General features: G+C 69.0%; 19 protein-coding genes. 7 read left to right on the forward strand and 12 right to left on the reverse strand.

Annotated features, from left to right (window positions below; genetic code table 11):
* Positions 1-12: 12 nt before the first annotated feature.
* Positions 13-744 carry an SGNH/GDSL hydrolase family protein gene (locus BMW26_RS00770; RefSeq protein ID WP_072590472.1) on the reverse strand — a complete coding sequence of 244 codons (732 nt, stop codon included), beginning with the start codon at positions 742-744 and terminating at the stop codon, positions 13-15.
* 41 nt (positions 745-785) lie between these two features.
* Between BMW26_RS00770 and BMW26_RS00775 the strand changes: the two genes are divergently transcribed.
* Positions 786-1,319 carry a hypothetical protein gene (locus BMW26_RS00775; protein WP_053098376.1) on the forward strand — a complete coding sequence of 178 codons (534 nt, stop codon included), beginning with the start codon at positions 786-788 and terminating at the stop codon, positions 1,317-1,319.
* Positions 1,320-1,331: 12 nt separating this feature from the next.
* On the opposite strand, the gene BMW26_RS00780 is transcribed toward BMW26_RS00775, so the two are convergent.
* The 5 genes from BMW26_RS00780 to BMW26_RS00800 all read right to left on the reverse strand — a co-directional run bounded on the left by BMW26_RS00780 (position 1,332) and on the right by BMW26_RS00800 (position 5,682).
* On the reverse strand, positions 1,332-2,333 hold the full coding sequence (locus tag BMW26_RS00780; protein WP_053098377.1) for a magnesium and cobalt transport protein CorA: 1,002 nt from the start codon (positions 2,331-2,333) through the stop codon (positions 1,332-1,334).
* Positions 2,334-2,668: 335 nt separating this feature from the next.
* Positions 2,669-3,511, reverse strand: coding sequence for an SDR family NAD(P)-dependent oxidoreductase (locus tag BMW26_RS00785; RefSeq protein ID WP_072590473.1), 843 nt, complete (start codon positions 3,509-3,511; stop codon positions 2,669-2,671).
* The gene (locus BMW26_RS00790) at positions 3,508-4,233 is read right to left on the reverse strand and encodes a spermidine synthase (protein WP_053098379.1); all 726 of its coding nucleotides are present in this window, start codon (positions 4,231-4,233) and stop codon (positions 3,508-3,510) included. The genes BMW26_RS00785 and BMW26_RS00790 overlap by 4 nt, the downstream gene beginning before the upstream one ends.
* Entirely contained in the window at positions 4,230-5,147 is a 918-nt protein-coding gene (locus BMW26_RS00795) for a hypothetical protein (RefSeq protein WP_232224511.1), read from the reverse strand. Before BMW26_RS00795 ends, BMW26_RS00790 begins: the two co-directional genes overlap by 4 nt.
* 184 nt (positions 5,148-5,331) lie before the next feature.
* The gene (locus BMW26_RS00800; RefSeq protein WP_053098380.1) at positions 5,332-5,682 is read right to left on the reverse strand and encodes a TraR/DksA family transcriptional regulator; all 351 of its coding nucleotides are present in this window, start codon (positions 5,680-5,682) and stop codon (positions 5,332-5,334) included.
* A 105-nt stretch (positions 5,683-5,787) separates the two neighbouring features.
* On the opposite strand from BMW26_RS00800, the gene phnD reads away from it, so the two are divergent.
* Genes phnD through BMW26_RS00825 form a run of 5 tightly spaced genes read left to right on the forward strand, consistent with a single transcriptional unit; the run spans position 5,788 to position 10,033 of the window.
* On the forward strand, positions 5,788-6,732 hold the full coding sequence (phnD, locus tag BMW26_RS00805; protein WP_232224512.1) for a phosphate/phosphite/phosphonate ABC transporter substrate-binding protein: 945 nt from the start codon (positions 5,788-5,790) through the stop codon (positions 6,730-6,732).
* Positions 6,729-7,649, forward strand: a complete 921-nt coding sequence (locus BMW26_RS00810; protein ID WP_232224513.1) for a phosphonate ABC transporter ATP-binding protein — start codon at positions 6,729-6,731, stop codon at positions 7,647-7,649. The genes phnD and BMW26_RS00810 overlap by 4 nt, the downstream gene beginning before the upstream one ends.
* Complete coding sequence (gene phnE, locus BMW26_RS00815; RefSeq protein WP_072590474.1) at positions 7,633-8,523, forward strand: phosphonate ABC transporter, permease protein PhnE; 891 nt, start codon at positions 7,633-7,635, stop codon at positions 8,521-8,523. The genes BMW26_RS00810 and phnE overlap by 17 nt, the downstream gene beginning before the upstream one ends.
* Positions 8,520-9,287, forward strand: a complete 768-nt coding sequence (locus tag BMW26_RS00820; RefSeq protein WP_053098382.1) for a tyrosine-protein phosphatase — start codon at positions 8,520-8,522, stop codon at positions 9,285-9,287. The genes phnE and BMW26_RS00820 overlap by 4 nt, the downstream gene beginning before the upstream one ends.
* Positions 9,284-10,033, forward strand: a complete 750-nt coding sequence (locus BMW26_RS00825) for a TetR/AcrR family transcriptional regulator (protein ID WP_232224514.1) — start codon at positions 9,284-9,286, stop codon at positions 10,031-10,033. Before BMW26_RS00820 ends, BMW26_RS00825 begins: the two co-directional genes overlap by 4 nt.
* 486 nt (positions 10,034-10,519) lie before the next feature.
* On the opposite strand, the gene BMW26_RS00830 is transcribed toward BMW26_RS00825, so the two are convergent.
* Positions 10,520-13,060: an MMPL family transporter gene (locus BMW26_RS00830; RefSeq protein WP_072592172.1), complete on the reverse strand. Its 2,541-nt coding sequence runs from the start codon at positions 13,058-13,060 to the stop codon at positions 10,520-10,522.
* Between the two features lie 72 nt (positions 13,061-13,132).
* On the opposite strand from BMW26_RS00830, the gene BMW26_RS00835 reads away from it, so the two are divergent.
* Positions 13,133-13,702, forward strand: a complete 570-nt coding sequence (locus BMW26_RS00835; RefSeq protein ID WP_232224515.1) for a TetR/AcrR family transcriptional regulator — start codon at positions 13,133-13,135, stop codon at positions 13,700-13,702.
* 21 nt (positions 13,703-13,723) lie between these two features.
* On the opposite strand, the gene BMW26_RS00840 is transcribed toward BMW26_RS00835, so the two are convergent.
* The 5 genes from BMW26_RS00840 to BMW26_RS00855 form a co-directional block, all read right to left on the reverse strand.
* The gene (locus tag BMW26_RS00840) at positions 13,724-14,434 is read right to left on the reverse strand and encodes a DUF2786 domain-containing protein (protein ID WP_072590475.1); all 711 of its coding nucleotides are present in this window, start codon (positions 14,432-14,434) and stop codon (positions 13,724-13,726) included.
* Between the two features lie 243 nt (positions 14,435-14,677).
* Entirely contained in the window at positions 14,678-14,821 is a 144-nt protein-coding gene (locus tag BMW26_RS17700) for a hypothetical protein (RefSeq protein ID WP_171821968.1), read from the reverse strand.
* On the reverse strand, positions 14,818-17,151 hold the full coding sequence (purL, locus tag BMW26_RS00845; RefSeq protein ID WP_053098386.1) for a phosphoribosylformylglycinamidine synthase subunit PurL: 2,334 nt from the start codon (positions 17,149-17,151) through the stop codon (positions 14,818-14,820). The genes BMW26_RS17700 and purL overlap by 4 nt, the downstream gene beginning before the upstream one ends.
* Before the next feature lie 84 nt (positions 17,152-17,235).
* A complete protein-coding gene (locus tag BMW26_RS00850) occupies positions 17,236-17,919 on the reverse strand; it encodes a helix-turn-helix domain-containing protein (RefSeq protein ID WP_072590476.1) in 684 nt (227 codons plus the stop codon).
* Positions 17,916-19,427 carry an APC family permease gene (locus BMW26_RS00855; RefSeq protein WP_072590477.1) on the reverse strand — a complete coding sequence of 504 codons (1,512 nt, stop codon included), beginning with the start codon at positions 19,425-19,427 and terminating at the stop codon, positions 17,916-17,918. Before BMW26_RS00855 ends, BMW26_RS00850 begins: the two co-directional genes overlap by 4 nt.
* Positions 19,428-19,446: the final 19 nt, after the last annotated feature.

The raw sequence follows: 19,446 nt of genomic DNA on the forward strand, positions 1-19,446 counted from the left end.
GCGATCAGCCGTTCAGCCGTTCAGGCGCGCCATCGCGACCTGCGCCTCGAGCAGCGGCAGGGTGCGATCGGCCTCGGGCTGCGGGCAGATGTCGAGGGCGTTCGCGAGTTCGAGAGCCAGCGCGGCGTGACCGGCGGCGTTCGGATGGAACGGGTCGCCCATCAGCCCCCACGGAACACCGCCGTTGCCCAGCTCGATGAAGCGCGCGTGCTGGTCGACGAGGATCACGTCCTCGGATGCCGCGACGGTGCGCACGGCATCCGCGAACTCGGCGATCCTCTCGCGACCGGGGGCGTTCACGATGTCGATCGCGGGTGGGGTCTGCAGCACGACGACGGCGCCGGTGGCACGGACGCGCGACACGAACTCGCGCAGTGACGCGGCGAAGTCGCCGGGTTCGACGGTGACCTGGCCGGGGCCGGTCGCCAGGTCGTTCGTGCCGATCATCAGCGTCACGACGTCGGGGTGCCACGATGCGACACGACGGTCCCAGTCGTTCAGGATGTCGGTGATGCGGTGCCCGCTGATGGCGCTGTTGATGACGACATCACGGGTGCGCCCGAGCTCGCCACGGATCAGCTCGTGCAGATGTTCGGAGTAGCTGCGCCCGCCCTGCGTGTGCAGCAGGCCGTGCGTGATCGAGTCTCCGGTGATGACCCAGTTCAGCGGCTCGACGCCGGCGAGGGAGGCCGCGATGCGGCGGAGGTCGGATGCGGCGGAGGCGGGGGAGTCAGCATTCGGCACGCCCTAGAGCCTAGCGGCGGCGAGAGTGGAAGACTGGTGCCATGTCCTCCCCACTGCTCGACACTCTCCTCGCCCGCATCGTCGACAGCGGACTGCTCGATGATCCGGTCGCCGAGAACGGTCTCGTCTACGGACGGGCCACCATCGATGCCGCCGGCGCGGTCGTCACCGTCAACGTCGACCCCGAGCTGGAGGACGACGAGGAGACCCTCGACGACGACGCGCTGATCGCGGCGATCACCCGCATCCTGTCGGTGTCCGAGACCCGGTGGCGGGCGGTGATCGACGAGGTCGCCGACGACATCGACGAGGCCGTCGACGACGAGCCGGTGATCGAGCAGGTCGACCTGCGCGACGACCTCGAAGCCACCTCGGTGGTGGTGTTCGCCGATGCCGTGCTGATCGCCTTCGATGCGCCCAAGCAGTTCCCGGACTCACGGATCCTGGTGCAGCTCGACGACGACCTCGAAGTCGCGAACATCGAGGTGCGCGACCGGGATGCCGCTGACGTCGAGGTCCTGGAGTTCGACGATCTCGACGAGCTGCTCGACAGGCTCAGCGGCGACGACCGCTGAGCCCGCCGCGGGTCACAGCCACTTCTTGTACTTGAACACCCCGTAGAGGGCGACCGCGAAGGCGGCCATCGCGCCGATCGCCATCGGATAGCCGTGCGCCCAGTGCAGCTCGGGCATGACGTCGAAGTTCATGCCGTAGACCGTGCCGACGAGGGTGGGCGCGAAGATGATCGCCGCCCACGACGAGATCTTCTTGATCTCGTCGTTCTGGGCGAGGCTCGCATCCGACTGCCGGCGTGCGACGAGAGCCGACTGCACCGTGAGGGCGTTCTCGAGGATCGCGCGGAACGAGTCGACCCGCTCGTTCACGCGGATGACGTGGTCGAGCACGTCGCGGAGTGAGCGCTGCAGCTCTTCGTCGATGCGGTACTTCTCGGATCCGCGGCGCAACCATTCCAGCATCCCGGCGAGGGGGTGCACCGCGCGCTGGAAGTTGATGACCTCGCGCGAGAGCTCGTAGATGCGCCGCGAGAGGGCGTCGTCGTCGCTGTCGCCGAAGAGCTGGTCCTCGATCTCGTCGATGTCGTTCAGCAGGCCCGTGACGATGGGCTCATAGCCGTCGACGACCTCGTCGAGGATCGCGTAGAACACGGCCTCGGGGCCCATCGCGAGCAGGTCGGGGTGCGCCTCCATGCGACGACGCACGCCCACGAGGTCGGGCGACTCGGCGTGCCGGATGGTCACAACGAAGTCGGGGCCGACGAACAGGTGCAGCTCGCCGAACTCGATCGACTCCTGCTCGTCGCGATAGCGGGCGGGGCGCAGCACGGCGAAGAGCGTGTCACCGTAGCGCTCGACCTTCGACCGCTGGTGACCCGAGAGGGCATCCTCGACGGCGAGCGGATGCAGGTCGAACTCGCGCGCGACCGAGGCGACCTCCTGAGGGCTCGGTCGGTAGAGGCCGATCCAGGCGATGCCGCCGTGGGCATCGAGGGACCGGTAGGTCTCGTCGAGGTTCTTCGGGGTCTCCACGCGACGTCCGTGGACGTACACGCCGTTGTCGATGAGGGCCATGGCTGGCTCCGTTCTCGCAGGCGCACGCCGGGTCAGAGGGGGCGTGCGCAGTATTCGTCAGGGGGCGGAAGACGCCGCCGACGGCTGCGGAGCAGGACGTGCAGGTGCGGAGCCGGAGCTCAACGCACGGATGCCGTCAGACGCGACGCAACGAAGGCGGCGTCGCAACTATCACCGGACATCGCCATCACCGCCTCTCGCGCTCTGAAGGGGTCATGTGACCCGGTGTGCCAGCATACTCCTGCCTGCTGGGGGTCGATCCACCGGTCCGGCTGCGTCCGCTCGTGGTTCCGGTCGCAACACAGCGGGGCGAACGGCCGGCGATCAGGATGCGGTCAGGCGGCGTCGATCCCGACGAGTTCGGCGCTCTTCTGCCACAGGGCCTCGGCCAGTGCGGCATCCTCGATCATCGGGTTCACCCGCCGGGTCAGAACGCGTTCGTCGTAGTACTCGCCCGAGATCCAGGTCTCATCCGGGGTGCCCTCGACGAACCAGCTGAGCGTGCTGCCGCCCTTCTCGCTGCTGATGAGCAGCAGGCGCTTGAGCGGGGTGCGGTAGACGAACCGCATGAGCGTGTTCGAGTCCGAGGCGAAGTTGGTCTGCACGGTGCCGGGGTGGAAGGCGACCGAGCTGAGTCCCTCTCCGTGGAACTTCGTGTGCAGGCTCTTCGTGAACAGCACGTTCGCGAGCTTCGCATCGCCGTAGGCGCGGTTCGCGCTGAAGTCCTTGCGGTTGTCGAGGTCGTCGATGTCGAGCTTGGCGAACAGCCGGTGCGCGACGCTCGAGGTGTTGATGATCGCCGCGCGACCGGTGCGCAGCTGCGGCAGCAGCAGGTTCGTCAGCAGGAACGGCGCCAGGTGATTGACCTGCAGCGTCTTCTCGAAGCCGTCGACCGTCGGCGTCTGATCGCCGAAGATGCCGCCGGCGTTGTTCGCGAGCACGTCGATGCCGCCGCCGCCCACGGCATCCGCGATCTTCGTCGCGAGTTCGCGCACGTCGTCGAGTCGCGCGAAGTCGGCGGTGAACCACTCGGCCCCGGTGTCCGCGGCCACAGCGCGTGTCTTCTCGACCGATCGTCCGACGACGATGAGTCGGTGGCCGGATGCCGCGAGCTGGCGTGCCGATGCCGCACCGATCCCGTCGGATGCGCCGGTGAGGACCACCGTCTTCGGGGTCACGACGTCGGCTCCGCTGCGCCGCGGCTGCGCCCGACGTACACGGTGTTGGACGACGTCCCACCGGTGACCGCGTTCGCGAAGTCGACCACGTGGGCGACGGCGTCGTCGAACACGGCACGCATCTCGTCCATGAAGGCATCGTCGGGCGGATCATCCGACCACAGTGCGAAGACGCCACCGGAGGCGAGGTGCCGGTCGAGGGCGCGCAGGCCGGCCGCGGTATAGAGGTCGGCGTGCGTGGGGTCGAGCTGGTGGCGCGGCGAGTGGTCGACATCGAGCAGGATCGCGGAGTAGCCGCGGTGGCCCTCCGGGGGCGCTGCGCGGACCACGGCGAAGAAGTCGTCCTCGACCAGGCTCGTGCGCGGGTCGTCGACGAGTTCCGCCGACACGGGCAGCAACTTCCGTCGGTGCCATCCGATCACCGCGCCGAGCCGGTCGACCACGGTGAGCGACGCCACACGGTCGTCACGGAGCGCCGTGACCGCCGTGTATCCGAGCCCCAGGCCGCCGACCAGCACAGAGAGGTCGTCGCCGGCGACAGCGGCCAGGCCGAGATTCGAGAGCTCCTCCTCCGCCACCGTGAACAGGCTCGACATCAGGTATTCGTCACCGAGCTTGACCTCGTAGATCTCCTGGCCGACAGCGGGTTCGGTGCGGCGACGCAGCGTCAGCTCGCCGATGGGGGTCTCCTGCCAGTCGAGCTCTTCGAATCTCGTGATCATCGGGGATTCTCGCCGTCGTCGTTCGTGTTCGCGCGCAAGGGTGCAGACGCGTCAGTCCGGGCCGGGGAGTCGGGAGCCGTCGTCGGCGACGGCAGCCGGATCTTCTCGGGCTCCGGATCGGAGACGGCCCCGGCGCGGGCGGGCGTCGTCGATGCGGCATCCGTGACGGTGCCCGCTGATGGATGTGCGGGGAGCTCGCGCGCGACCTGCTTCTCGAGCACCTGCACGGCCTCGTCGCTCAGCAGGATCAGGCCCTCGAGCTCGTCGCGCACGCGTCGGTAGGCGACGTTGCGCTCGGCCTGGGTGGCCGACTCGTCGACGGCGACCTTGAGCAGCTGCTGCGCGCGGTCGAGGCGCTTGCGCTCGGGTTCGGTGAAGGTCGAGTCGCGCAGCCGCCGGGCATCCTTCTCGGCGATCTCGAACGCGACGGCGTACGCGCCGACGGCGTCGAGGTACTCCGACACCTGCTGCTCCGTCACGGCTGCGTCAGCGGAGAGCGGGCGCAGCGCATCCGCCGTCCTCTTGGCCCGAAGGAACGCCGCGACCAGAGGCTGGCGTCCGTCGCTCATGGCGGGGAAGGCGATGAGCTTCGCGACGTCGAGCTCGTAGTCGAGCCACCGCGCGGTGATCTCGTCGTGCTCGGAGAAGAGCCGCTCGAGCAGGGTGTTCGGTGCGACGGAAGCACGAGTGTCGACGAACGCCGGTCCCGCCTGCCTCGCCCTTCCGGTGCGGGCTTCGAGCTGAGCCGTCTTGATCTCGGCCTTCAGTCGCAGGGTCTCGATGCGACGTTCGTGGCGACGCTTCGAGTTGCGCTCCCACGCCTTCGCGGCGCCGCCGGCCATGCCCATGATGGGGAAGACGAGCCACCAGTAGTGCCCCGCGAAGTTCCAGAAGCCCTGGATGAACTCGTCCATGATGCCCTCAGCCTACTTCTCGGGCTGTGTGGCGTGGGCGGCCGGGGTTGCGTGCGCGTGTGCTCCACAACTCCGGAGATCCGGACTGGCAGGCGACCACGTTCGTTCGCAAGCGCCGAGAAGACGGGCGGCCCTCGCGGGGGTGCACAGGATCTCCGGAGTTATGGAGCCCCCGGGGCGCCGATCAGAGGCCGAGCTTCTCCGCGCAGGCGACGCAGTGCGTGGCGAACGGGCGCACCTCGAGTCGCGCCTCGGGAATCGGCCTGCCGCAGTGCGCGCAGACGCCGTAGGTGCCGGCATCCAGTCGTGCGATCGCGTCGTCGACCTGCTGGAGTTCGGATGCCGCCGCATCGGCGAGCCCGGTCAGCCGTGACCACTCGGACGAGAGCGTGACGCCCTCGGGGTCGTGCTCGTCGTCGTCGTTCGAGCCTTCGCGATCGTGCATCAGCTCGGCGAGGGTCGCCGCCGTGGATGCGACGCGCGCCGTCGCCTCGGCGCGCAGCATCTCGAGGCGTGAGCGGGCATCCGACGTCATCCGCACACTCTAGGCGGCACCTCCGACACCAGCCGTTCACTCAGCGTTCCGTTTCGAGTACGGCGGTCTCGTAATTGCCTGTCACCTTCGCGAGTTGGAATACCCATGTTCTCGGAATTCGGGAACGCCTCCTCCCGAAAGGTCATCATGCGCCGCCTCACCCTGCCCGCCGTCGGCCTCCTCGGCGTCGCCGCCCTCGCCCTGACCGGCTGCCAGAGCCCGTCCGCCGAAGCGGCCCCCGCCGACCCGAACGCTCCTCTCACGATCGCGACGATCCCGGTCGGTGACGACCCCACAGCCGAGAACCCCGTCGAGGTCTTCGCCGAGCTGCTCGAAGACGCCACCGGCCGCGACGTCGAGATCACCGATGTTCCCGACTACCTCAGCGTCGTCGAGGCGATCCGCGCCGACCACGTCGACATCGGCATCATGAGCGGCTTCCCCTCGGCGCTCGCCGTGAACACGGGCGAGGTCGACGCGCTCGTCGCCTTCCAGGGCGACGGCAAGCCCGTCTCGACCTGTGTGGTGCTGAACGACTCGCCGATCCAGACCGTCGAGGACCTCGAGGGCAAGACCGTCGCCTTCGCCGACCAGGCGTCGAGCTCGGGCTACTTCATGCCGGTGTACATGCTGCATGAGGCGGGCCTCGAGCAGGGCACCGACTACGAGGCGATCTTCGCCGGCGGACACGAAGGCAGCTTCGCCGCGCTCGAGCAGGGACAGGTGGATGCCGCCTGCACTGCCGTCATGCTGACCGAGCTCGGCGCGCCGATGTTCCCGTTCGCCGACGGGGAGTGGCGTGCGGTGGGTGAGAGCCCGGCGATGGACATCCAGGGTGCTGTGCTCGGACGTCAGTCGCTCGACGCCGAGACCCGCAAGGTCATCCAGGAGGGCATCGCCGAAGTCTTCTCGCCCGAGAACGCCGAGCGCCTCGGAGCGTACGGCGCCTTCGCCGCCGCCGAGCAGACCGTCGACCCCGACGGTTCGTCGTTCGCCTCGTTCGCCGAGATCGCCGCGGTCGCCGGTGTCGAGCTCAAGGACCTCAAGTGACGAGTCCCGCACCCGTCGTCGCTTCGCTGGAGAACGCGCGCGGTGCGTCCGCCGGTCGGCATGTCGCCTCCCGACGCGCCGAGACGGCATCCGATGGTCTGGGATCTCCGACGGCGGAAGAGCTCCGCACCCCCACCGCCGCGCTCCGCCAGGCCCTGCCGCTCGTCACGGTGCGCGACCTCAGCGTGGCGTATGACACCACCACCGTGCTCGACCGCGTCGATCTCGACCTGTTCCCGGGCGAGATGGTCGCGCTGCTGGGCGCCTCGGGGTCGGGCAAGTCCACCCTGATGCGCAGTCTCACGGGCTTCGCGCCGATCTCGGCAGGGTCGGCGCGGGTCGCCGGCCACGACGTCACCAATCTCGCGCGCGGCGAGCTGCGCACCCTGCGGTCGGATGTCGGCCAGGTGTTCCAGCAGTTCAACCTCATCCCGCGCCTGAGCGTCATGACGAACGTGCTGGCCGGAGCCCTGCACGGCGCGGGCTCCATCAATCTGGTCGGCGGCTTCTCGAGCGCGCACCGTCGCCGCGCACTCGAGCTGCTCGATCGCGTCGGCATCGCGCACAAGGCCAACGAGCCTGCTCGCTCGCTGTCGGGCGGACAGCAGCAGCGCGTCGCGATCGCCCGCGCTCTCATGCAGCAGCCGAAGGTGATCCTCGCCGACGAACCGGTCGCGTCGCTCGACCCGAAGCTCGCCGACTCCGTGCTCGGTCTGCTGCGCGAGATCGCCACCGAAGACGGCATCCCCGTGCTCGTCAGCCTGCACGTGCTGCCGCTGGCCCTCGCGCACAGCGACCGCATCATCGGCCTGCGGCACGGACGGATGCTGGTCGCCGGCGCCACTTCGCAGCTGGATGCCGCGGCCCTTGCGCCGCTCTACGACGACGAGGAGCACGACGATGACGCTCACCACTGACCCCCGCTCCACGGCAGGGTCGGCAGGCTCAGCCGGCCCCGCCGCCGGCACGACCGACCGCTCGATCTCGAGGCCGACCCTCGACCCTGCCGAGCGCTCGCGGCTCGAGCGGGCGTTCCGGGTGCCGCGCGCGAGGTTCCTGCTCGGGCTGCCGATCGCCGCCCTGCTGCTGATCTGGTCGTTCAACGGCGCCGAGTTCAACTTCATCAAGCTGGGCGACGGCGCGGTCAACATGGGCGAGTTCCTGTCGCGCCTGTTCCCGCCGGACTTCTCGAAGATCGGCACGATCCTCGCGTTGCTGCTCGAGACCTTCCAGATGGCGGTGGTCGGCACCGTGCTCGGAGCCGTGCTCTCGCTGCTCGTCGCCTTCGGGGCATCGTCGAACATCGCGCCGAAGTGGGTCTACTACCCGACGCGCTGGGTGATGAACATCATCCGCTCGGTGCCCGACCTGGTGTTCGCGCTCATGTTCGTCTCGGCCGTCGGACTCGGTCCGTTCGCCGGCATCCTGGCCATGACCCTCGGCTCGATCGGGTCGATCGGCAAGATCTTCGCCGAGGCCATGGAGCAGGTCGACCGCGGACCCGTCGTCGCCATGGAGGCGGTCGGTGCCTCGAAGCGTCAGGTCATCCAGTACGGCATCCTGCCGCAGAGCGCACCGCTGCTCACGTCCTACACGCTGCTGCTGTTCGAGGGCAACGTGCGCGGCGCGACCATCCTCGGCCTCGTCGGCGCCGGTGGCATCGGCCTCGAGCTGACCACCGCCATGCGCATGTACGACTACGGCCACCTCAGCGCCATCATCATCTGCATCATCGTGCTCGTCACGGCGATCGACCAGGGCAGCGCCCTCATCCGAAGGAGAATCACATGACCATCGCCGACATCGACCTGGTGCTCAGCGCCCCCGTGAACCTGCGCGACCTCGGCGGCATCCCGATCGAGGGGGGAGTACTGCGGGAGGGTCTCGCGATCCGCACGGATGACCTCGCCTACGTCACGACCGAGATCGCGTCGCAGCTCGTAGCCGCAGGGCTCACCGCGATCATCGACCTGCGCTCGCCGCTCGAGGTCTCGGTCACGGGGCGGGGTCCGCTCGCCGACTACCCGGTCGCGTACCACCACCTGCCGCTGATCGCGGATGTCGGGGAGTCGATGAACCGCGACGCTCCCGAGCTCAGCCACGACGCCATGGGCCGGATGTACCTGCGCATGGTCGAGGTCGCCGCACCCCAGCTCGTCACCGCGCTGAACGTGATCGCCTACACGCCGGGAACCGCGGCGTTCCACTGCGCGGCCGGGCGCGACCGCACCGGAGTCGTGGCGGCGATGCTGCTGCTCGCCCTCGGCGCGGCTGATGATGACATCGTCGCCGACTACGCCCTCACCGGCGGCAACATGGTCGCGATCATGCAGCGCACCGCACCCGTGATGGGCGCGATGTGGAAGGCGCTCGGCTTCGACGCGGATGCCGCCGGTGCGACATCGTCGCTGTTGGAGGGTTCGATGGAGGTGTCGATGCGCACCCTGCTCGACACCCTCCGCGCGCAGCACGGCGATGCACTCGCTCCGCTGAGAGCGGCGGGACTGTCGGATGCGACTGTCGCGCGGCTCCGTGAGCGGGCGCTCGCCGCGTGACGACCGTGGAGCTGGAGGCTCGCGTCGCGAGCGCGGGTGACGCTGTCGGTGCCGCTCCGGTCGCCGTCGGAACTGCGGGCTCGACGTCTGCGGGCGCGAAGTCTGTGGGCTCGAAGTCTGCGGGCGCGTCGGATGCCGGGGCTGCGGTCCGCCGCCGCCCCGGCCGTCCGCGCGATGAGGACATGGACGGGCAGATCGTCGCCGCGACGCTCGAGATCATCGATGCGGGCGAGGACGTCACGGTCAGTCGTGTCGTCGCGCGGAGCGGAGTCAGTCGCGCTGCCCTGTATCGGCGGTGGCCGTCGCTCACGACGCTGATCGCGGCGGCGCTCGACGTCGGACGCACCATCCCGCCCGAATACCCGGACCATATCGACCTGCGCGAGGCGCTGTTCGACGGGTTCGGTCTCGGTGACACCGGGGTGGCGCTGTCTGTCGCGGCATCCGGCTATGCGGAGGAACGATTCCGGCAGCGCATCCGACTCGTCATGTCGGATCGCGCACTGCAGAAGGCGTACTGGCAGTCGCACGTGTCGCGGCGACGAGTGCCGCTCCTGAACGCGTTGCGCGCGGGAATCTCCCGTGGCGAGCTGCGGGCCGACCTCGACGTCGAGGCGTGCTTCGATGCGATAGCCGGCACCGCGTACTACCAGATCGTCGTGCGCGGCGACCGGATGGACGACCCTGCGGTGGCCGCTCGCCTGCGGGCTGCGGTCGAGACGATCTGGCGCGGGATGGTCGCCTGACCCACGCGTCCCGGCACCCCGGCCATCCGGGTGAGGTGATGCAGACGGCATGCTGGGTCACGAATGGCGGGAGCATCGCCCTCAGGAGATCTCACGCACGGAAGGAGATCTCACGTACCGAAGGAGATCTCACGCATCGAAGGAACATTCCTCGGATGGGCTCCTTCGTTGTGCGAGATCTCCTTCGCAGGGACGCCGAGCGGCTGTCACCGCCGCGACGTCAGCGGAAGGAGATCTCACATACCGAAGGGATCTCACGCACCGAAGGAGATCTCACATACCGAAGGGATCTCACATACCGAAGGGATCTCACGCACCGAAGGAGATCTCACCTACCGAAGGGATCTCACATACCGAAGGGATCTCACATACCGAAGGAGATCTCACGCACCGAAGGAGCATTCCTCGGATGGGCTCCTTCGTTGTGCGAGAGCTCCTTCGCAGGGACGCCGAGCGGCACGCCGAGCGGCAGTCACCGCCGCGACGTCAGCGCGCCTCAGGCGTCTCCGAGCTCGCCACGAGCTGCACCGTGTCGGTCCTGACTCCCGGGTGCTCGCGCTCGAGCGCAGCACCCTCCATGTCGACGTTCGGAAGGATGCGGTCGAGCCACCGCGGCAGCCACCAGGCCGACCGGCCGAGCAGGTGCATGAGCGCCGGCATGAGCAGCATCCGGACGACGAAGGCGTCGAGCAGCACACCGAACGCCAGGCCGAAGCCGATCGAGCGGATGATGGTCGACTCCGAGAAGATGAATCCGCCGAAGACCGACACCATGATGAGTGCCGCGGCGACGACGACCGAACGTCCGGCCCGGAAGCCCTGCGCGACGGCATCCCGTGCCGAGGCTCCGTGCACGTACGCCTCGCGCATCCCCGAGGCGAGGAAGAGCTGGTAGTCCATCGCCAACCCGAACAGGATGCCGACGAGGATCACGGGCAGGAAGCTGAGGATGGGCCCCGGGCTGTCCAGGCCGATGAGGTCGGCGCCCCAGCCCCACTGGAACACGGCGACGATCAGGCCGTAGGTCGCGAACAGCGAGAGCACGAAGCCACCGGTGGCGATGATCGGCACGAGCAGCGAGCGGAACACGACGATCATGATGAGCAGCGAGAGCCCGACCACGACCACGAGGTAGAGCGGCAGGACGGCGGCCAGCGCCTCGGAGATGTCGATGTTGGTCGCGGCCTGCCCGGCGACGCCGAGGGTGATGCCGCCGTCGAGCTGCGGCAGGGCGCGGATGTCCTGCACGAGCTTCTCGGTCGATGCGCTGTTCGGGCCTTCGGCGGGGAGCACCTGGAACGCGAGCAGGGTGTTGTCGTCGGAGTTCGCGATCGGGGCGACACCCACGACGTCGTCCTGGTCGGCGATCTTCTGGGCGATCTCGACCTGCGTGGCGAGCAGGTCGTCGTCGCTCACCGCGTCGTCGAGGGTGGCTGTGACGAGCAGCGGACCGTTCGCCCCTTCGCCGAACTGCTCGTCGACGATGTGGAAGGCGCGGTAGCTGGTCGAATCCGACGGTTCGCTCGCGCCGTCGGGCAGTCCGAGGCGCATCGACATCGACGGGATCGCGACGATCAGCAGTGCGATCACGCTGACGAGCACGGTGACGATCGCGCGGAGCGTGGACATCCGCTTCACGGGCTTGCCCGCGGCGTGCGGCTGGCCGATCGTGGCGCGAGCCTTGCCGCTGAGCAGTCGTGTGCCGACGAGCCCGAGGATCGCGGGGGCGAGCGTGATGGCGACGAGCACGGCGACGCCGACGCAGACCGCGCCGACCGTGCCCATGAGTCCGAGGAACGGAACGCCGGTGACGTTGAGGGCCAGCAGCGCGACGATCACCGTGGTGCCGGCGAACACCACGGCCGTTCCCGAGGTGCCGGTGGCGAGGCCGATGGATTCGCGAACCGGAACACCATTGAGCAGCTGCTTGCGGTGCCGGTTCACGATGAAGAGCGAGTAGTCGATGCCGACGGCGAGACCGAGCATGACGCCGAGCACGGGGGTGACGGATGCCATGTCGACGACGCCCGAGAAGGCGAGAGATGCGGTCACGCCGACGCCCACGCCGACGACGGCCGTCACGATCGGCAGTGCTGCGCCGATGAGTGTGCCGAGCATGACGATCAGCACGACGGCGGCGAATGCGAGTCCGATCGCTTCGCCGACGCCGAAGATCTCGGGCACGCCCTGCGCGATGTCGGTGCCGAAGTCGACCTCGACGCCCTCGATCGGCGAGGACTCGAAGTGCTCGATCGTGCCCTGCTTGACCTCTTCGGAGAGTTCGAGACGGGGGTCTTCGAACGAGACGTTGACGATGGCCGTCGAGCCATCCTCCGAGACGACGCCGATGCCGTTCGTGAGGTCGAGGAGCGTGGAACCGAGGTCGACCTTCTCGGCGTTCGCATCGAGTTCGGCGCGCGAGTCGTCGATGGTCTTCTGCTGCGCATCGAGCTGGGCTGCCTGCGCGTTCAGAGCTTCGATCTGCGCATCCAGTGCTGCGAGCTGCTGGGCCGGAGCGCCGCCCGCTTCTGCCTGCGACCGAGCCGTGGTCAGCTGGTCGAGCCCGGCCTCGAGCTGCGTGCGACCCTCGTCGAGCTGCGCCTGACCGGCGTCGAGCTGCGCCCGGCCGCCCTCGATCTGGTCCTTGCCGTCGGCGAGATCCTGCGCCTGCACGGCCTGCTGCTGCTGCGCGTCGAACGGGTCGATCACGGATGCCACGCCGTCGAGGTCTTCGGCGCTCTTCGCGAGCGCGGAGATCTCCTGCTTCTGCTGCTCCGTGAAAGCCGAGCCGTCGGTCGTCTGATAGACCACCGTGCCCGTGCCGCCGGCGGTGTCGGGCAGCTTCTCGGCGAGCTGGTCGGTCACAGCGCCCGAGGCGGTGCCGGGGATGTCGAAGCTGTTGCTCAGCGTGCCGCCGAGCGTGAGGAACGCGCCGACACCCAGGCCGAGGATGACGACCCACGAGACGATCACCGTCCACGCCTTGCGTGCAGCCAACGAACCCAGGCGGAACAGCAGTGAAGCCAAAACGATCTCCTTCAGACGCATAGATCATACGGGGCGTCTCGTCTAGTGTTCTGTGGTTATCCTGAACGTGTGGTGAACGAGCATCGGAGCGGACCCGTGCGCAGCACGGCTGCCCGCGAAGCGATCCTCGACGCCACCGCTCGCCTCTTCCATAACCAGGGGTACGACCGTCTCACGATCGAGGGAATCGCGAAAGAGGCCGGCGTCGGCAAGCAGACCATCTATCGGTGGTGGCCGTCGCGCGGAGCCCTCATCGGTGAATGCCTCGTCGAGGGCCGCCTGATCCCCGTCGACTTCGTGGTTCCCGACACGGGAGACCTCGCCGACGATGTCGAGACCTGGCTGCGCAGCGTGCTGTCCATCCTCGAAGCGCCGGAGGGAGGGGCACTTCTCCGCTCGCTCGTGGCAGCTGCCACCGAGGACGCCGGAGTCGGCGCGCACCTCGGTGAGAGCCTCGGCGTCGAGAAGTACCTCGCCGAGCGCATTCGCGGCGGCATCCGCGACGGGCAGCTCGCCCCGGACGCACCGGTCGAGCAGCTGGGACGGGCGATCCTCGGGGCGATCATCGTCGAGTCCCTCGTTCGAGACGAGCACGACACCGACGCGATCGTTCGGCTGACGCGCTTCCTCTTCTCGCGATAGCAGCAGCGGGCGCGTGCGTGGTCATCGCGGCGAGACCGCTCTGCCGCCGCCGGTCTGGGCCTCCAGGCCCGAACGGTGGCCGTGCGCGAAGGAGCCGGGATCCGCGCCGCGGCGTCGCCGGGCGTGTGTCGTCGCCATCTCGTCGACCGCCTCGTCCACTCGGCTCCGGCGCGAGGTGAGAACGAGCTCGGTCCCCGAGCCGCTCTCTTCGACCGCAGCGCGGCGACTCTGCACGATCCGGTTCATGGCGCCCGCGGCGAACCCCCGGAGGAAGCCGCTGCGCGCTCGACGTCTCACCCCTTCGCGATGGCCGGCATACAGATCGCGATGCGCGATCCACCACGCGCGCATCGCGACCGTGGCCTGCACCTGCAGACTGGCGGTCAGCGTCTGCACCTGCGTCACATCCGACGAGTGCCCGACCAGAAGCAGGCCGGCGATCGGCGGGTACTCCGCCAGGATCGGGCGCACCGCGCCCAGCCCGTAGGCCACGCCGATGCCGATTTCACGAAGGTCCTTCGCGTAGACGCCGCGGAACAGCATCCTCTCGGTGACGATCTGCTCGCGCGTCTGCCCCAGGAGTCCCCGTCTTTCGTCGATCTGCGCCTGCTCGATCCCGTACTTCACGATCAGGCGCTCGGCGTGCTCGGTCAGAGCCTCGGCCTCTTCGGGCGTCGTGCTCTCGGCCTTGGCGAGCAGTTTGGCGATCAGGTCGAGCTTGGCTTCGGTCATGGCATCCCCCAATGGATCTGTGATGCCTCGGATCCTTCGCGGGGGCGCCTACATTGCGAGGCCGAGTTCCGGGGACTGTGAAGAAACCCGGATGACGGATGCCGGTGCAGAGGTGGATGCCGCGAGGCCGGCCGGGCTCAGGTTCGGACCCGGTCGCCGACACGCAGCCACAGGGCCGGGGTCGCCGGAGTGCCGCCGGGCACCCCGAACCAGCGTCGGAAAGAGACCCGAGAAGAACTCGACTCAGCCCAGGATCAGCGTGATGACGGTCGCGCCGCCGCCACCCAGGATGAGGGCGATGATGACGGTCCAGGCGACGATGCGCATGCGGCGATTGCGCTTCTCGCCGAGATCGCCGTAGTCCTCGCTCAGACCGTCGCCGCTCATGCGCTGACCGGCTCGGTGACCGTGGGGCCGAAGGCGGCGGGCAGGGTGGCCTGCGAACGCTCGCGGATCTCGGCGATCGGCACGGTGAAGACGTCCTGCACCTCGAGCTTGTCGCCCTCGGAGTCGGTCACGCCGATGCGCATCACCGGGTAGTCGCGGCCTTCGCAGAGTCCGCGGAACTTGACGTCGTCTTCCCGCGGAACGGTCACGATGACGCGGCCCGTCGACTCCGAGAAGAGGGCGGATGCCGCGTCCACACCGTCGCGCTCGATGATCTCGTTCAGCCAGACGCGTGCGCCGACGCCGAAGCGCGAGACGCCCTCGGCGAGGGCCTGCGCGAGGCCACCCTCCGACACGTCGTGCGCCGACGAGATCAGCCACTCGTCACGGGCGGCTCCGAGCAGACCCGCGAGGCGCTTCTCGCCCGCGAGGTCGACCTTCGGGGGCAGTCCGCCGAGGTGCTGGTGCACGGTCTCGGCCCACGCCGAACCCGAGAGCTCGGTCGAGGTCGTGCCGAGCAGGTAGATGTTCTGACCCTCGTCCTGCCATCCCGAGGGGATGCGGCGCGAGACGTCGTCGATGATGCCGAGCACGCCGACGAGCGGGGTCGGGTGGATCGGCACGTCGCCGGTCTGGTTGTAGAACGAGACGTTGCCGCCGGTGACCGGGGTGCCGAGTTCGTAGCATCCGTCGGCGAGACCGTCGACGGTCTGCCCAAACTGCCACATGACCTCGGGGTTCTCGGGAGAGCCGAAGTTCAGGCAGTCGGTGATCGCGGTGGGAACGGCACCCGTGACGGCGACGTTGCGGTACGCCTCGGCGAGTGCGAGCTGCGCACCGGCGTACGGGTCGAGCTGGCAGTAGCGTCCGTTGGCGTCGGTCGAGATCGCGAAGCCGAGTCCCGACTCCTCGTCGACGCGGATCATGCCGGCGTCATCGGGGAACGACAGGGCCGTGTTGCCGAGCACGTAGTAGTCGTACTGGTTGGTGATCCAGCGGGTATCGGCGAGGTTCGGCGAGGCGACCAGGTCGAGGAACTGCTCGCGAAGCACCTCGGGGTCGTTCGACCGCGGAAGGTTCTCAGCGGCATCCGCCTGCAGTGCGTCGATCCACGTGGGGTACGCGACCGGGCGGTCGTAGACCGGGCCGTCGACCGCGACGGTCGAGGGGTCGACGTCGACGATGCGCTCGCCCTGCCAGTCGATGATGAGGCGGCCGTCGCCGGTGACCTCACCGAGGACCGACGTCTCGACGTCCCACTTCTGAACGACGGCGAGGAACGCGTCGAGCTTCTCGGGAGCGACGATCGCCATCATGCGCTCCTGCGACTCCGACATGAGGATCTCCTCGGCCGTGAGCGACGGGTCGCGCAGCAGCACGTTGTCGAGCGAGACCTTCATGCCGCTGTTGCCGTTGGCCGCGAGCTCGCTGGTCGCGCACGAGATGCCGGCAGCACCGAGGTCCTGGATCGCCTCGACCAGCTCGTCACGGTACAGCTCGAGGCAGCACTCGATGAGCACCTTCTCGGCGAACGGGTCGCCCACCTGCACCGCGGGGCGCTTGGTGGGTCCGGTGCTGTCGAACGAGTCGGATGCCAGGATGCTGGCACCGCCGATGCCGTCGCCGCCCGTGCGGGCGCCGAACAGCACGACCTTGTTGCCGACTCCTGTCGCGTTGGCGAGCTTGAGGTCCTCGTGGCGGAGCACGCCGACCGCGAGCGCGTTGACGAGCGGGTTGGCCTGGTAGACGGAGTCGAAGACCGTCTCGCCCCCGATGTTCGGCAGACCCAGGCAGTTGCCGTAGAAGCTGATGCCGCTGGTGACGCCGTGCACGACGCGAGCGGTGTCGGGGTGGTCGATCGCGCCGAAGCGGAGGGCGTCCATGACCGCGACCGGACGTGCGCCCATCGAGATGATGTCGCGGACGATGCCGCCGACGCCGGTCGCGGCGCCCTGGAACGGCTCGATGAAGCTGGGGTGGTTGTGGCTCTCGGCCTTGAAGGTGACGGCCCAGCCCTCGCCGACGTCGATGACGCCCGCGTTCTGGCCCATGCCCACCATGAGGCGTTCCTTCATCTCGTCGGAGACCTTCTGGCCGAAGCGGCGCAGGTAGTTCTTCGACGACTTGTACGAGCAGTGCTCCGACCACATGACCGAGTACATCGCCAGCTCGCCGGAGGTCGGGCGGCGGCCCAGGATCTCCTTGATGCGGGCGTACTCGTCGTCCTTGAGGCCCAGCGCTGCGTACGGCTGCTCCTTCTCCGGAGTCGCGGTGGCGTTCTCGACGGAGTCGGGGACGTGCTTGTGGGCAGGTGCAGGGGCGGTGGTCACGCGCACTCCTAGATGAGGGGCCGGCGGGGCATGGCCAGTCTACCGGGGGATGCCGTGGCCATCGGCCCGGACGGACTGCGGGGTCTACGTCAGGAGCGGCCCGAGCTCCCGTGCAGCCGCGATGAGGGAGAGCGCGATCGAGTCGGAGCTGTCGATCTGCCGGCGCGGGCCCGAGTAGGAGAGCGCTCCGGCGAGCGTGCCGGAGGCATCGGTGATCGGCGCGACCAGGCAGCCGCGCTGACCGTCGCGGGCGCGGATCACCCCCTGCGAGCGGAGTTCGGAGACCAGGTCACCGGCGGCGGTCTCCCCGCGCACGACCAGGGGCAGCAGGCCGAGGGCGTAGCGGGTGGGCTCCTGCTGCAGGCCCTGCCGATTCGAGAGGGGGAAGTCGGGGTCCTCATCGGCGACGACGACCCGGTCGTCACGATAGAGCACGAGGTGGATGCCGCCCCTCGCGCTCGCCCTGGTGCGCTCGAGCACGTCCCGTGCGGCGCGCGGGATGCGTTCGACGCCGATGCTGCCGGCCAGCAGCGCCACCTTCGTGCCCAGGGCGAATCCGGTGAGATCCGGCGTCCGGACGAGGTACTCGTCCTGCACCAGCAGGTTGAGCAGGCGATAGGTGGTCGCACGCGGCATCCCGAGCCGCTCGGCCAGCTGCCGCGCTGTGACGCCGGCACCCATCGCAGCGACGGCCTCCAGCATCGACAGTGCGCTGTGGATGGCGGCGGGCTGTCGGGCCGTGATCGATACCGCGTCGCCAGCCGTCATCCGTCGGCGTCCCCCGGTTCGCCCCGGTGTGCGCTGCCGCCGCCGGTGCGGGCCACGCCGCCGAGAACGTGGGCGGCGACCGGCTCGTCGTAGCGCCCGACCTCGCCGAGAGGCGAGCGCCGTCGCCACCGGATCAGTACCGCGGCGATCAGGGCGAAGCCGAGGGCGAACCAGACCCCGGGGTTTCCCGCGGCCGCCTCCGCGACGAGATAGACCGTCAGGCATGCCGCAAGCGCCGCCGCCGCGCTGACGGCGGCGATGATGGAACCGACGGTGACCTCCCCGATACGGCGCAAGAACAGGGGAGCGGCGATGCAGACCAGCACGTAGGCGACGATGTAGCCCGCTGCCGAGATCAGCAGGACGGCCTTCATCGCGTCCCACGGTGATACGCCGGCCGCGACGATCACGAGCGGTGCGAGGACGATCGGCGGGACCGCGACGACGACCGCGCCGATCGGGGTGCCGTGGCGCCCGTGCGTGCGGCCGAGTCGGGCGGGGAGGACACCGTCGCGGGCGAGCGCGAACACGATACGGGTGAGAGCGGTCGTCGAGGCGATCGCGCAGGCCAGACCCGAGGTGGCGATGCCGACGTCCGCCACGGCGGCCCATGCGGAGAGGCCGAAACGCGACGCGAGATCGTCGAGGAGCGCGACCGATGCCGTCCCCCCGATCGCGGCGGCTCCTGCGATCTGCGTGTAGGCGGCGATGAGGTAGAACACTCCGGCGACGCCGACGCTCCACACGATGGCGCGAGGGATGTTCTTCAGCGGCGAGCGGGCCTCGACGCCGAGCGTCGCGGAGCTCTCGAACCCCACGAACGCCGTGATCGCGAGAACGGCACCGCCGGCGACGCCGGCCACGGAGATGCCGTCGGCCGAGAAGATCGCCGCCGGTTGGAGCGGCCCGATGTGCACGAGGAGCACGATCATCAGAGACAGGATCAGCGCGACGGAGATGAGTTCGACGACGAGTGCGACCCGGGATGAGAGGCGGATGCCGCGCACGAGGACGATCGTGAGCACCGCTGCTTCGACGACGAGAGCGCCCAGGGCGATCGGCGTCGCGGCGAGCTGAGGCCACAGTCGGGTCACGAGCATGGTCGCATAATGGGCGCCGCCCAGAAGAGCGAAGATCGAGATGAAGGCATACCCGACGAGGATCGCTGCACCGGTCGCGAGTCCGCCCGCCGCGCCGAGTCCGCGCGCCGCGTAGGTGTACAGGGAGCCGCTGGCGGCGAACCGACGAGTGAACTGGTTGATCGTCCGAGCGACCAGGAACGTGATGATCATGGCGAGGGCCATCACGAGCACGGTGGCGCCGCCCGCCAGGTCCGCCACCAGCAGCACCGCCATCGCCGAGGCGGCGGCTGGGGCGACGGCCGCGACCGATTGCGCGAGGATGTCGGCGAAACCCACCGTGTGTCTGTCCAGTCCGTGCAACGGCGAGCGGGCGGCGAACGAGCGCACGGTCTGCGGGCGCTCGATCGCCTCTTCCAGTGCAGACATGGGGCCTCCGCCTGTCTCG

It is taken from the genome of Microbacterium sp. 1.5R, assembly GCF_001889265.1.
GTDB lineage: Bacteria > Actinomycetota > Actinomycetes > Actinomycetales > Microbacteriaceae > Microbacterium.